Annotated in this window: 9 protein-coding genes; 6 read left to right on the top strand and 3 right to left on the bottom strand. The window is 63.1% G+C overall.

Annotated elements, in window-relative coordinates; genetic code table 11:
* Nucleotides 1-1,470: an efflux transporter outer membrane subunit gene (locus SB822_RS28010; protein WP_090836028.1), complete on the top strand. Its 1,470-nt coding sequence runs from the start codon at nucleotides 1-3 to the stop codon at nucleotides 1,468-1,470.
* A gap of 981 nt (nucleotides 1,471-2,451) precedes the next feature.
* Here the strand turns inward: SB822_RS28010 and SB822_RS28005 are convergent.
* Nucleotides 2,452-5,010, bottom strand: coding sequence for a penicillin-binding protein 1A (locus tag SB822_RS28005; protein WP_079485137.1), 2,559 nt, complete (start codon nucleotides 5,008-5,010; stop codon nucleotides 2,452-2,454).
* Between the two features lie 628 nt (nucleotides 5,011-5,638).
* Here SB822_RS28005 and SB822_RS28000 point away from each other — a divergent pair.
* The 4 genes from SB822_RS28000 to SB822_RS27985 all read left to right on the top strand — a co-directional run bounded on the left by SB822_RS28000 (nucleotide 5,639) and on the right by SB822_RS27985 (nucleotide 8,835).
* The gene (locus SB822_RS28000; RefSeq protein WP_090836027.1) at nucleotides 5,639-6,283 is read left to right on the top strand and encodes a hypothetical protein; all 645 of its coding nucleotides are present in this window, start codon (nucleotides 5,639-5,641) and stop codon (nucleotides 6,281-6,283) included.
* A gap of 402 nt (nucleotides 6,284-6,685) precedes the next feature.
* Nucleotides 6,686-6,811 carry a hypothetical protein gene (locus SB822_RS27995; protein ID WP_278254753.1) on the top strand — a complete coding sequence of 42 codons (126 nt, stop codon included), beginning with the start codon at nucleotides 6,686-6,688 and terminating at the stop codon, nucleotides 6,809-6,811.
* The gene (locus tag SB822_RS27990; protein WP_007588312.1) at nucleotides 6,798-7,478 is read left to right on the top strand and encodes a PspA/IM30 family protein; all 681 of its coding nucleotides are present in this window, start codon (nucleotides 6,798-6,800) and stop codon (nucleotides 7,476-7,478) included. The genes SB822_RS27995 and SB822_RS27990 overlap by 14 nt, the downstream gene beginning before the upstream one ends.
* Nucleotides 7,479-7,599: 121 nt before the next feature.
* Nucleotides 7,600-8,835, top strand: a complete 1,236-nt coding sequence (locus SB822_RS27985; protein WP_090836026.1) for a tetratricopeptide repeat protein — start codon at nucleotides 7,600-7,602, stop codon at nucleotides 8,833-8,835.
* 53 nt (nucleotides 8,836-8,888) lie between these two features.
* Here the strand turns inward: SB822_RS27985 and SB822_RS27980 are convergent, their stop codons facing one another.
* Nucleotides 8,889-9,515, bottom strand: a complete 627-nt coding sequence (locus tag SB822_RS27980; RefSeq protein WP_007588310.1) for a TetR family transcriptional regulator — start codon at nucleotides 9,513-9,515, stop codon at nucleotides 8,889-8,891.
* 200 nt (nucleotides 9,516-9,715) lie between these two features.
* Here SB822_RS27980 and SB822_RS27975 point away from each other — a divergent pair, with 200 nt between their 5' ends.
* Nucleotides 9,716-11,209, top strand: coding sequence for a flavin-containing monooxygenase (locus SB822_RS27975; RefSeq protein WP_090836025.1), 1,494 nt, complete (start codon nucleotides 9,716-9,718; stop codon nucleotides 11,207-11,209).
* A 205-nt stretch (nucleotides 11,210-11,414) separates the two neighbouring features.
* Here SB822_RS27975 and SB822_RS27970 read toward each other — a convergent pair whose 3' ends face one another.
* Entirely contained in the window at nucleotides 11,415-12,188 is a 774-nt protein-coding gene (locus SB822_RS27970; RefSeq protein ID WP_079485128.1) for a class I SAM-dependent methyltransferase, read from the bottom strand.
* Between the last annotated feature and the right edge of the window lie 297 nt (nucleotides 12,189-12,485).

Here is a 12,485-nt window from a genome sequence, read left to right as displayed (position 1 = left end):
ATGAGCCTTGTTTCGATGACCCGTACGTCTTTTGCCGTAGCCGTTGCTTGCGTGTTCGCGGCGGCCTGTTCGTTCGGGCCGAACGGCAATCCGCCCGCGATGCCCGAACCTGCGCACTACGGCGCCGATCCGCAACCGACGCAGACCGTTCCTGCGCAAGGTGTCACGCAGCAGTTCGTGGTCGGCGCGAAGGCGGTGCCGCAATGGTGGCGCACGTTCGAATCGGACCAACTGAACGCGCTCGTCGACGAAGGCCTGCGCAACAGCCCGACGCTCGACGCCGCCGACAAGAGTCTCAAGGCCGCGCGAGAGCAGTTGCGCGCGCAGATCGGCAGCAATATGTTGCCGACCATCGACGCCGGCGGCCAGGCGGCTCGCCAGCGCGCGCTCGCGATTCCCGAGATCGGGCCGAATACGTTTCTGTACAACACGTTCGTCGGGCAGTTGCAGGCGCAGTACACGTTCGACATTTTCGGCGCGGCGCGACTCGCGGATGCGGCGCTTGCGTCGCGTGTGAACGTGCAGGCGTACCAGTTCGATGCGGCGCGGCGCGCGCTGGCCGCGAACATCGTGGCCGCGGCGATTTCAGCGGCGATGCTCGACGCACAGGTGCAAACGACCGAGCGGCTCGTCGCGCTCGCCAACGATCAGGCGCGCGACACGCAGCGCCGCTACGATCTTGGCGCGGTGTCGCACAGCGATCTGCTGAGCGCGCAGCAAAGCGCGGCGTCGCTTGCCGCGAGTCTGCCGCCGGCGCGCCAGCAGTTGCTGACGACGCGGCATGCACTTGCGGTGCTGCTCGGCCGTACGCCGGACGAGGCGCCGCCTGCGCTCGATCTTGCTTCGCTGCATGTGCCGGAGCAGGTGCCTGTCTCCGTGCCATCGGATTTGCTGAAGGCGCGCCCCGATATTCAGGCCGCCGATGCGACGCTCAAGGCGGCCGCCGCCGATGTCGGTGTCGCAACCGCGCAGATGTTTCCGAGCTTGACGCTGAGCGCATCGATGGGACAAGGCGGGTTTAGCTGGCCTGTTGCGCTGTCGGGCGCGGGGGCTATCTGGAGCATCGGCGCATCGATCACGCAGCCGATCTTTCATGGCGGTGCGCTGTTCGCGCAGCGGCGCGCGGCTATCGCTTCGTATGAAGCTGCGACGTCGCAGTACAAGCAGACCGTGCTGGCCGCTTTCCAGAATGTCGCGGATACGCTCGCTGCGCTCGAACACGATGCGCAATCGCTCGATGCCGCGAATGTTGCTGCGCGGGCCGCGCAGAGGTCGTTTGAGGAGACGGCCGCGCGGTATCGGCTGGGGGCCGTGCCTGTCACGGCGTCGCGGGCGAGCGAGCAGCAGTATCGCAATGCGCGGCTCGATGAGATTCGGTTTACGGGCGCAAGGCTGAACGATACGGCAGCGTTGTTTCAGGCGATGGGGAATCCTCCGCCGGAGGGATTGGCGTCGCCTGTTGTGAGGTGAACCTGTCGGTGATGGTTGGGTTTGGTCTTATCCACAGTTTTTGTTCACAGGCTTGTTGATATCTTCTGGATAGGTGAGATAAGTCGTTGACCGTGCATCGAAATATGCTTTTGGTGTGCGGCGCTCTTTTTGCCTGATTTTTTTGCGAGTGCGCTGGTAGCTGTGTTTGCGCCTTCGTGGCGCGGACGGTTTTGGTTTTCTTGCCTTTGCGGTGGCGTCCGCGGGTTGCCTTCGCGGCGCGGGCGGTGCCGTTTGGTCTTTTGGCCTTTTTCGCTGGCATCCGCGCTATGCCTTCGTGCTCCAAGCGTCGCCCCTGTGCGGGGCGGCACCTACTTTTCTTTGCCGCCGCAAAGAAAAGTAGGCAAAAGAAAGCGGCTAACACCGCCAGCACGTGTTCTTATCCACGGGCCCCTAACGTCCCCACGCTTCACACGACAGTGCCCTCGTTGGTGCCCGTTGCCAACGCTGTGAATGAATGCCTCACCAGCTTCAGGCACCCGTACAACGGTCAGCGGCAGCGAATGGTATCCGCCGCCCAGGTGGCAAACTGTGTGTAGGTTGTCGCGGCGTACGCGTTTGCGCTCTTACAGGGTGGAACGCGTGGGCTATCGGTCCGGAGTGAGGCGTATGTAGCACTTCGGCCTACACACAGTTTGCCACCTGGGCGGCCGTGGAATATCTGGCACGGCAGACCGCAATGCAGGTGCGTGAAGCGGGTGACGCGCACCGCTAGAGCGTTGGCAACGAGAATGAGTCACGTGGTTACCGTGTGAAGCGTAAGACCCTATGGGGGCCCTCAGGCAAACACAAGAGCTGGCGGTGTGAGCCGCTTTCTTTTGCCTACTTTTCTTTGCGGCGGCAAAGAAAAGTAGGTGCCGCCCCGCACAGGGGCGACGCTTGAAGCAGGCAAAACAAATCGCGGATGCCAGCGCAAACACAAGCAAACCAACCCGCCCGCGCGGCGCAAACCAAACCAAACCCTTACGGCTTATTCGACTCGAACAAATCCATAATCTGCTTCTTCTCAGTCGAAGTGACATTCGGCGGCGGCGCTGGCGGCGTCATCCCCGCCGGCCCAACCGTGCCGACAGCATCACCACCACTCGCGAGCGGATTCGCCGAATCCATCCCAATACTCGCGACAAACCCACTCCCCGGCGTCATATCGGCATAGAACAACTCGCCATCGACAGAAGTCACCCCCTGAGGCATCTCAGGCTCAACCTGCGGCACACCACGCAGCGCACGCTGCATATACTCGACCCAGATGGGCAACGCCAGTTGCGCGCCAAACTCGCGGCTACCGAGCGACTTCGGCTGGTCATAACCCATCCACGCGACAGCCACGAGCGATTGCTGATAGCCGGCAAACCAGCCGTCCTTCGCATCGTTCGTCGTACCCGTCTTGCCTTGCAGGTCGTTACGATGCAGCGCATTCGTGCCCGCGCCCGTGCCCGCCGTCGCCACCGAATGCAGCAGGCTGTTCATGATGTACGCGTTGCGCGGCTCCAGCGTGCGCGGTGCATCCTTGCCCGCCGTCAGCGGCTGCGCACGCGACAGCGGCTGGCCATGCGCATCGTCGACTTCGCCGATCAGATAAGGATTGATCCGGTAACCGCCGTTCGCGAACACGCTATACGCACCCGCCGATTGCAGCGGCGTCACCAAACCAGCGCCGAGTGCCATCGGCAGATACGGCGGCGTCTTGTCGGCGTCGAAGCCGAAGCGCTGCGTGACGAAATCCTGCGCGTACTTCGTGCCGATATACGACAGGATGCGAATCGACACCAGGTTCTTCGACTTCTGCAGCGCGAGACGCATCGGCATCGGACCATCCGGCTGATCGTCGTCCTTCGGCTCCCATGCGTCGCCGCCCGGCGCGCTCGGCGGGAAGTACAACGGCGCATCATTGATGATCGTCGCCGGTCCGAGGCCCTTGTCGAGCGCCGCAGAATAGATGAACGGCTTGAAGCTCGAACCCGGCTGACGCCATGCCTGCGTCACGTGGTTGAACTTGTTCTTGTTGAAGTCGAAGCCGCCGACCAGCGCGCGGATCGCGCCATCCTGCGGCGTCATCGACACCAGCGCGCCTTCCACCTGCGGCAACTGCGTGATCTGCCAGTTGCCGTTCGCATCGGCGATCAGGCGCACGATCGAGCCCGGCCGCACACGCTGTGCCTGCGCCGCACGCGCCGACAGCGCGCCCGCCGCGAAACGCAAGCCATCGCCCGTCACGCTCGCCTGCGTGCCGTCGAGCAATTGCGCCTTCACTTCCTTCGGCGTCGCCGACGTCACGACGGCCGCAATGATCTCGCCGTTGTCCGGGTGATCGTTCAGCGCGTCTTCGATGGCTTCGTCGCGCTCGTCGCCGGCAGCCGGCAACTCGACGAAGCCTTCCGGTCCGCGATAGCCGTGACGGCGCTCATAGTCCATCACGCCCTTGCGCACGGCGAGATAGGCGGCTTCCTGATCGGCGGAATCGATCGTCGTCGTGACGTTGAGGCCGCGCGTGTACGTCTCGTCCTTGTACTGCGCGTACATCATCTGGCGCACCATCTCCGAGATGTACTCGGCGTGCACGCTGTACTCGTTACCCGCCGTCTTCGTGCGGATATCTTCCTTGATAGCCTGGTTGTACTGGTCTTGCGTGATGTAGTTCAGATCGAGCATCCGCTTCAGGATGTATTCCTGGCGAATCTTCGCGCGCTTCGGATTGACGACCGGGTTGTACGCGGACGGCGCCTTCGGCAGCCCCGCCAGCATCGCTGCCTGCGCAAGCGTGATGTCCTTTAGATCCTTACCGAAATACACGCGCGCCGCGGCCGCGAAGCCATAGGCACGCTCGCCCAGATAGATCTGGTTCATGTACAACTCGAGAATCTGGTCCTTCGTGAGTGCGCGCTCGATCTTGTACGCGAGCAGCATTTCATAGATCTTGCGCGTGTACGTCTTTTCGCTCGACAGGAAGAAGTTGCGCGCGACCTGCATCGTGATCGTGCTCGCGCCCTGCGACGAACCGCCATGCGCGAGGTCCGCAAAACCCGCGCGCAGGATGCCGATGAAATCGACGCCGCCATGCTCGTAGAAGCGATAGTCCTCGATTGCGAGCACGGCCTTCTTCTGTACGTCGGGAATGTCCTGGAAGCGCACCAGACTGCGGCGCTCCTCGCCGAATTCGCCGATCAGCACGTGGTCCGCCGTATAGATACGCAGCGGCACTTTCGGGCGGTAGTCGGTGAGCGCATCGAGCGACGGCAACTGCGGCCCCATCACGACGAGCGCATAGCCGATGATCAGCGCGCCGACCACCGCGAGCGTCGCGAACAGCCCTGCGAACCACAACGCGATCGTGCCGCCTATCGTGCGACCCGAGCGACCTGAGCCGCCTGAACGGGCACCGCCGCCGCGCTCATCGCGGTCGTCTTCTTCGCGCTGCGCGTAGCGGTAATCGCGACTCGGGTTGTCGTTGCTGCCGAAAGAAGGCTCGCGGCCTGAATGCCCTGACGAGCTGGAAGATTGCGGTCGTTTGATGATTGGCATGACTGGAATGATGGGCGCTACCTACACGCCGGAGTTGCACGCGCGGTGCGCCTGAATCGTGATCGTGGCGCCGCTCCGCGACATAACGCGCGACCGCGGCACCGTTGCGCGCCAGATCGGCGCCTTGCCGCCGATCCGACCGCGGCCATGCAAGGGACGCCCGCGCGCAACGCATGACGACGGTCTCTACCCTTGGCGATTGCCACCGCGCGGCACCGACTGTTTCACCTCGCCCCGGCCGGCCGCACGGCGCGCCCAAGTAGTGTCTGGCGCAACGTAACAGCGCATTTTAAAGAAATCAAGCGGCGCGGAAGGTGATTTTTTTGTAAGAATTCCCTCATGATTGCGCCCCGATGTAAGAAAAAATACTGTCCGGCGCCACGCGAGTCCGCCTGTGGCGCGCCGTGCGGTTATCAACAGAAAATGTTCACAGCCCTGTGGACAATACACCTGCAAACGTAGCAACCCGTTGATGTGACAGCCATTTTACGGGCCGCCCGATTTACGCCCGCGCGCAACCGCGCGCCGCGATTTAGTCTTATGATGGTTTGACGTGCGCCAAGCAGGACTCGCCGCCCTGCCCGGATTCCTCCGCAGTTCGACACCAACAAAGAACGCGAGCCGATCTATGAACAAGCCTAGCGAACGCATCGTCGTCTTCGTCAGCCCCGCCCAGAAACGCGCCATCTCCACGACGGCGGAGAACCTCGGCATCAGCGTCAGCGAGTTGATGCGGCGCGCGGTGCTGAGCTTCGGCGCGACCAGCGAGCAGGTCAAGGCGGCGAGCATCGTCGACCGGTTGCGCGCGCCGCGCGAACCCGACGCGCTGAACGAAGCGCTGCAACGCGTCGCACGCGCGAGCAAGCATCTGCGGCAAGCCACGCCCGCCGGGCTCCGATCGCCCGCACCGGGCAGCAAAAACGCGCCAACTGAAAACGATACCGTCTTCGCCGCCTCCGACACGCCGCAAGAGCCGCTCGCCCCCATCGATCTCGCCACCCCCGTTGCCGCGCTCGCGACGCCCGTCGTGTCCGCTACGCTCGAAAGCACCGACGACGCTGCCGCCGCTCAGGCTGCCGCACGCGTGGCGGCCGCGAAAGCCGCCGCGCTCGCGTCGCACGACGCCGCCGATGCCGCCACCGACACGCGCGCGCCATCCAGCGCGCCCACACTGCTTTCGTCGAAACGCAATGCCGCAAGCAAGCGTAAGCAGGAGCACGAAGACGACGAACCGGGCATCGATCCCGCCGAAGGCAGCGGCCGTTTCGCCTGAGTTAGCGGCGCTACATGGCATGTGTGCGTCGTGCTCGCAGACGCTGTATCGTCGGCTATCCGAAAGAATCCGACCATGCGATTTGACAAATCCGCACGCTGATTCGTCCATCACGTTGCGGATGCGCGCGCACGTCGCAAAGATTGCGAAAGCATCGGCTGAAAGGCGCAGGAAATCGCGTTTTAAGACCGTTTTAAGAGTACGCGTGGTGTAATATCCGCGAGCTGTTGAATAGCCGGTCATGCATCGATTGCAAAGCGTGTGCGAAGCGTCAACGGATGCGTCGCGGCAACTTAAATCTGCGCTCAGGTATTGCATTCCGTGCGCGCGCCCCGATGTCAGGTCCGTTTGCTCCGCCGTCATGCAACAAGCGCGAAGACGCGCTGTCTGATGGCATGGAGCATGACCCGCAGCATTGCGCAGGGCGGCGTAAACTATGTTCAGTCGACGTCGTTTCGCGCGAGCTTCAATGCGCCGGGTATTCAGCGTCGATTTCAATCAATGGAGGTATTTCATGTCGCTTTTTGACAGCATCACGCGGACGGTCAAAGGTCTCCTGAACGATGCAGCCGACTCCGTGCAAGACCCGTCGCGTGATGCGCGCCAGATCGTGCGCGAACTCGACGAGAGCATCGCGAAAGCGGAGAACTCGCTGATCGAGATCCAGGCGCAGGTCGCCACGCAGCAAAGCAAGCGCGACGTGGCCGCCGACAAGGCGAAGAAGTACGAAGACGGCGCCAAACGCGCGCTGCAGTCGGGCGACGAAGCGCTCGCGCGCGAGGCGCTCGGCGCACAGTCGACGGCGGAAGCCGAACGCGATGCGCTCGCGAGGGAATTGACCACGCTCGAGCCTTCCGTCGACCAGCTGAAGACGCAGATCGACGATATGCGTCAGCGCCGCAACGACCTGAACGCGCGCTCGAACATCCTGCAGGCCAAGCAGCAGATCGCGGAGGCCAAGGACACGGCGGCCACCGCGCTGGGTGGAATCGGCGGCAAGAATCTTGCTGAAGACTTCCAGAAGCTGGAAGACAAGGTCGCGCTGTCGACGGCACGTTCCGACGCGCGCCTGAATTCGGCCGACGTGAAGAGCGGCAAGGCGCTCGACGACAAGCTCGCGGACCTGAACCGCGGCCCGTCGATCGACGACCGTCTCGCCGCACTGAAGAAGCAGCTGGACACGCCTGCGCAGTAAGCGTGCAATAAGCGCGCAACAGGCGATGTGCCGCGCGGCGCCGTGTACTACGACACGACGGCCGCGCGACACGGCAACTCGATAGTCAAGGAGACGGGCGTCAATCCGCCCGGCCCGCATCATGAAAAAACTCCTCGCAGCAGCCGGTGTGTCCCTGACGCTTTCGCTGATGCTCGTGTCTGGCTCCGCCTTCGCGTTGCCGACGGCGACGCAGATCGAAACGACGATTCAACAGGGCGACTGGCAGAAGGCCGACTCGCAGTTGAACGAGGTGCTGAAGGCGCATCCCGACAGCGCCCGGGCGCACTACCTGTACGCGCAGGTGCTCGATCGCGAAGGCCGCCCCGCCGAAGCGCTCGCGCAGCTTCAACAGGCGAAAACGCTCGACCCGCAGGTTCGCTTCACCGACCCCGCCCGCTTCGCGCAGACGGAAGCGCGTCTGCGCTCGGACGCCGCGCGTGTTAGCGGTGGCGCCGGTGGCGGCGTCACGCATCGCACCGGCAATCCATTCGCGCAGCAGCAATCCGCGCCCGCCACACCGTCGGCGTTCCAGCCGGCGCCCGAGCGGCATGGTCCTTCAATGGGCATGTGGATCGGCATCGTCGTGCTGATCGGCGCGATCGCGTTGATCCTGCGCTGGACGCTGCGCCGCGCGCGCTCGCAGGACGACACGCGCGCCACCGACGACCGTCGCGCGCAACTCAAACGCGCAACCGATCTGCTCAACGACGTGCGCTCGCTGAAGCTCGACGTGAAGCTGTCGACGGCACCGGGACACGATGCGCTCGAACGCGAAGTCGAAGGCGCGGAGACACAACTGCGTCAGCTGGTCGAAGCGCTGTCGAATAGCAAGAACCCCGTGCCGCCGTATCAGATCGAAGACCTCGAACGGCAGGTGGCGAGCCTCAAGGCACGCGCCGAAGGCCGGCCTGATCCGAATGCGGCGCCTGCCGCGCCGGCGGGCATGGGCGACTCTTCCTACGCACGCGAAGCGGACACGGCGTTTGGACGCGGCGGCCAGCAGCCAGGTTACCCGCCCGGTTATCCGCAAGCGCCCTACCCGTATCCGCCGCAGCAACAGCAGCCGCCCGTCATCGTCCAGCAAGGCGGCGGCTTCGGCGGCGGCATGGGTGGCTTGCTGACGGGCGTGCTGCTCGGTGAAGCGCTCAACTCAGGCCGCGACCGCGTGATCGAACGCGATGTGATCGTCGACGACGAATCGCGCAAGCGCGGTGGCAACGATGCAGGCTCGATCGACTTCGGCCAGGGCTCGAACGACTGGAGCGACGGCGGCAATGGCGGCGGCGGTGTCGATATGGGCAGCAACGACGATTCGGGCGGCTGGAACGACACCTGACCGATTCACCTCGTCCGCATGAAACGCAAAGGGCTCCTCACGGAGCCCTTTTCTCATTGCGCCTCATGCTGCGCGAGGACGACGGCGCCCGCAAACAGCCTGACGATGAAACGCTCCGCATAGTCGATCAACGACTCACGCTGCGCGGCATTGCCGATGAATTCATGCGACAGATGGAAAAGCTGCAGCACGATCTGCGTGCAGATTTCCTCGATGGTTTCGCGTGGCAACGCGGGCATCAGGTTCAACTGCACGACGTCCTCGGCCATTTCCGCCGACACCTCGTTCAGGTTCACTCGTACAGCCTCGCGCAACGCCGGCGACGTGCCGTGATACTCGGCTAGCGCGCTCAGAAAGGCCTCGCGGTTTTCCAGCGCAAACGCAAAGAAAGCCACGCAGGCGCGGCGCGGCACGCTGTGCGGCTCGTCGTGCGCGGCTAGCCATCGTTCGCGCCGAAGCATCGGGCGCAGGCGGCGGCTGACCGATTCGACGGCTTCGCGCGCGAGATCGTCGAGCGTGTCGAAGTGCCGATAGAACGTGTTGGGGTTGAGTTCCGCCTCGCGCGCCAGCTCGCGCAGCCCAAGGCTCGCGAAGCTGCGGCCGCCCGCTGTCAGGCGCAACGCGGCCTCGATCAGCTTGCGCTTGCCGGGAGCGAGTTCCAGTTCCGATGCGGATTGCATGAGCTTCCGTTTAACGACGCATGACGGCCAATGCAATGTCATGGCCTTGGAGCCAGCACTGTACAACGATCTTGACGCACTGTGTACAGTTGTCTACCCTGCGCTTTAACCGTCGTAGACGGATGTAGACAAATCAACTTTTATCTTATTCGGCATCGGAGAGTTTGCAGACTTCGACGATGCGTTGGAGCGTTGAACCCATGCCTTCACCCCATCGTGCTGAGATGCGTATCGCGATTATCGGAAGCGGCTTCTCTGGCATCGGCATGGCGATCCGGCTCAAGCGCATGGGATTTACATCGTTCACGATCTACGAAGCGGCCGGCGATCTGGGCGGCACGTGGCGCGACAACACGTATCCAGGTGCTGCATGCGATGTGCCGTCGCATCTGTACTCGTTTTCATTCGAAGCGAACCCGTCGTGGTCGCGGGCGTTCAGTCATCAACACGAGATCCTTGCGTATCTGAAGCATTGTGCACGCAAGTATCAGGTGGACAGCGCGATGCAGTTCAATGCACGCGTAATGGCCGCGCGTTTCGATGAGGCGCGGCTCGTCTGGCGGCTCGATATCGCGCGCAATGGCGTGCATGAAACCGTCGAGGCCGATGCAGTGATCTCTGCGATCGGGCTGTTATCGCGACCGGCGATTCCGCGGATCGACGGACTCGATAAGTTCGGTGGCAAGATATTTCATTCGGCGCGCTGGGACCACGACTATCCACTCGAAGGCAAACGCGTCGCCGTCATCGGCACCGGCGCCAGCGCGATCCAGTTCATCCCGCGAATCCAGCCGCGTGTCGCGCAGATGCTGCTCTTCCAGCGCACCGCGCCGTGGATCATGCCCAAGCCTGACAAGCCGGTCAGCGAACGTGCGCGCTGGCTTTTCAAACACCTGCCGTTCACGCAACGCTGCGTGCGCAGCGCGATCTACTGGCAGATGGAATCGCGCGGCCTCGGATTCTTTGTCAACCCGAAGCTCGTGAACCCGGCGATGAAATTCGCGCGCAGCTACCTCGAACGACGGGTGAAAGATCCTGCACTGCGCGCCAAAGTGACACCCGAATACAGGCTGGGATGCAAACGCGTGCTGCTATCGAGCGACTACTATCCGGCACTCAGCCAGCCGAATGTCGACGTGGTGACGACACCGATCCGCACCATCGTGCATGACGGCGTCGTGACGGCCGACGGCGCGCATCATCAGGTCGATGCGATCATCTGCGGCACCGGATTTCAGGTGAACGACGTCGGCGCGCCATTCGACGTGACGGGACTCGGCGGCGCCGATCTCGGTGCACTCTGGCTGCGCGACGGACCCGAAGCGTATCTCGGCACGAGCATCGCGGACTTTCCAAATTTCTTCATGATGGCCGGACCCAACACGGCCCTTGGGCACAACTCGATGATCTACATGATCGAGTCACAGGTGCAATACATTGCCGATTGCCTGCGCGAACTGCACCGTCGCGGCGCCCGCACGATGAATCTTCGTGCCGACGTACAGCGCGCATTCAACGCAAGCCTGCAACGCGACATGCAGCGAACTGTCTGGGCGAGCGGCTGCCACAGCTGGTATCAGACGAAGAGCGGCAAGATCACGGCAATCTGGCCGCGCTTCACATTCAATTTCCGTCGGCGCACACGTCGCGTGCGCAGCGCCGAATACGTGTACTCAGATCAGGAGCGAGAGTAATTCAGGCAGTCCAATAACAGGGAGACGAAAACATGAAGAACGTCGAAACGACGCAGACGACGCGCGCGCCGCTGCCACGTCGGTCGCTCGCTGCGCGCCTCGATTAACTCGGACACATCCCGATGGAGGATGCACCACAGCGCGTGCTACAGGACCTCCGCGAGTTTCTCGCTCAGTTCCCGACCGGACGCACTCCGTTGCAGGTCTAGCGGTTGTCCTGTGCATATCCGACATACACGCGTGTCTCGTACGCGAACTCGACCGTGCCATCTTGCGCGGTACGGTCGAACAGCTCACGCAGCGCCGTCAGCATCGGTTGATGATTCGGATGCCCGGCCTTCGGTGCATAGGACGATGACATCAGCCGCCCCTTAACGCCTTCGAAGTCGAGCCGCTGTGCGTTCGGGAAACGCGCTTTGTGAGCCAGCGCGTCGCCGAACCAGACAGCCATTGATTCGTCATCCGCATAGCGTTCGGCCACAGCCTGATAGTCGACGCTGAGACGTTGCAACAGCGCTTCGTAGCCCGCAAGAAAAGGCGTCGCGTCCAGTAGCCGGCTATTCCAGATCAACGCGATCAGACCGCGCGGCTTCAGGATGCGCGCGAACTCGCGTCGCGCTGTCGCCGGATCGAACCAGTGAAACGCCTGCGCCGCGATGACGAGATCGACACTCGCGCTGTCCAGTGTAGTCGCCTCCGCCGTGCCCGCGACGCTCGTGTAGTCCGCGTACCCGGCAAGCCATGCGTCGGCGGCTGCGCGCATCGCCTGATTCGGCTCGACGGCTACGACGGGGTGCGCAGCATCGAGCAAGAGCTTTGACGAAATGCCCGTGCCCGCGCCAATGTCGGCGACCCGTGCGCCCTCGGCAAGCCCGCATGTCGTATGCAGGAAGGTCACAACTTCGCCCGGATAGCCCGGCCGGTATTTGACGTAGTCGGTGACGCGGTCGGTGAAGCGCTGGGTGGAATCGTCGGTCATCGGTGGGCGGCTTACCGGGATGAAATGGATTTCAGCTTACTGCAGTTCACCCTGCGCCGCGTGACAGTGCATCGCGTTCTGCTTCAGTTTCAGCCGCCGCCCAACAGACGCAGCAGGCCCCACAGGAACTTGCAGACCATTACGATCAGTTCCCATAGATACCACAGCTGTTCCCAGCCCGAGACGCGCGCGAAGGATTCAATCATCAGTCATTGGTTGGCGGATTCGACAGGCATGTGGCACGGCTTGCGCGCGGCCACCGGCGATCCTAACCGATTCGACTGCGGGATAGTCCCT

It is taken from the genome of Paraburkholderia sp. SIMBA_054 (assembly GCF_046534875.1).
GTDB lineage: Bacteria > Pseudomonadota > Gammaproteobacteria > Burkholderiales > Burkholderiaceae > Paraburkholderia > Paraburkholderia hospita.
Note: the sequence above shows the minus strand (reverse complement) of the source record. Positions and strands in the feature narration are given on the sequence as shown.

Coding starts and splice junctions, on each gene's coding strand:
- SB822_RS27985 (WP_090836026.1), top strand. CDS start 7,600: ATGAAAAAACTCCTCGCAGCAGCCGGTGTGTCCCTGACGCTTTCGCTG.
- SB822_RS28010 (WP_090836028.1), top strand. CDS start 1: ATGAGCCTTGTTTCGATGACCCGTACGTCTTTTGCCGTAGCCGTTGCT.
- SB822_RS27970 (WP_079485128.1), bottom strand. CDS start 12,188: ATGACCGACGATTCCACCCAGCGCTTCACCGACCGCGTCACCGACTAC.
- SB822_RS28005 (WP_079485137.1), bottom strand. CDS start 5,010: ATGCCAATCATCAAACGACCGCAATCTTCCAGCTCGTCAGGGCATTCA.
- SB822_RS27975 (WP_090836025.1), top strand. CDS start 9,716: ATGCCTTCACCCCATCGTGCTGAGATGCGTATCGCGATTATCGGAAGC.
- SB822_RS27980 (WP_007588310.1), bottom strand. CDS start 9,515: ATGCAATCCGCATCGGAACTGGAACTCGCTCCCGGCAAGCGCAAGCTG.
- SB822_RS27990 (WP_007588312.1), top strand. CDS start 6,798: ATGTCGCTTTTTGACAGCATCACGCGGACGGTCAAAGGTCTCCTGAAC.
- SB822_RS27995 (WP_278254753.1), top strand. CDS start 6,686: ATGACCCGCAGCATTGCGCAGGGCGGCGTAAACTATGTTCAGTCGACG.
- SB822_RS28000 (WP_090836027.1), top strand. CDS start 5,639: ATGAACAAGCCTAGCGAACGCATCGTCGTCTTCGTCAGCCCCGCCCAG.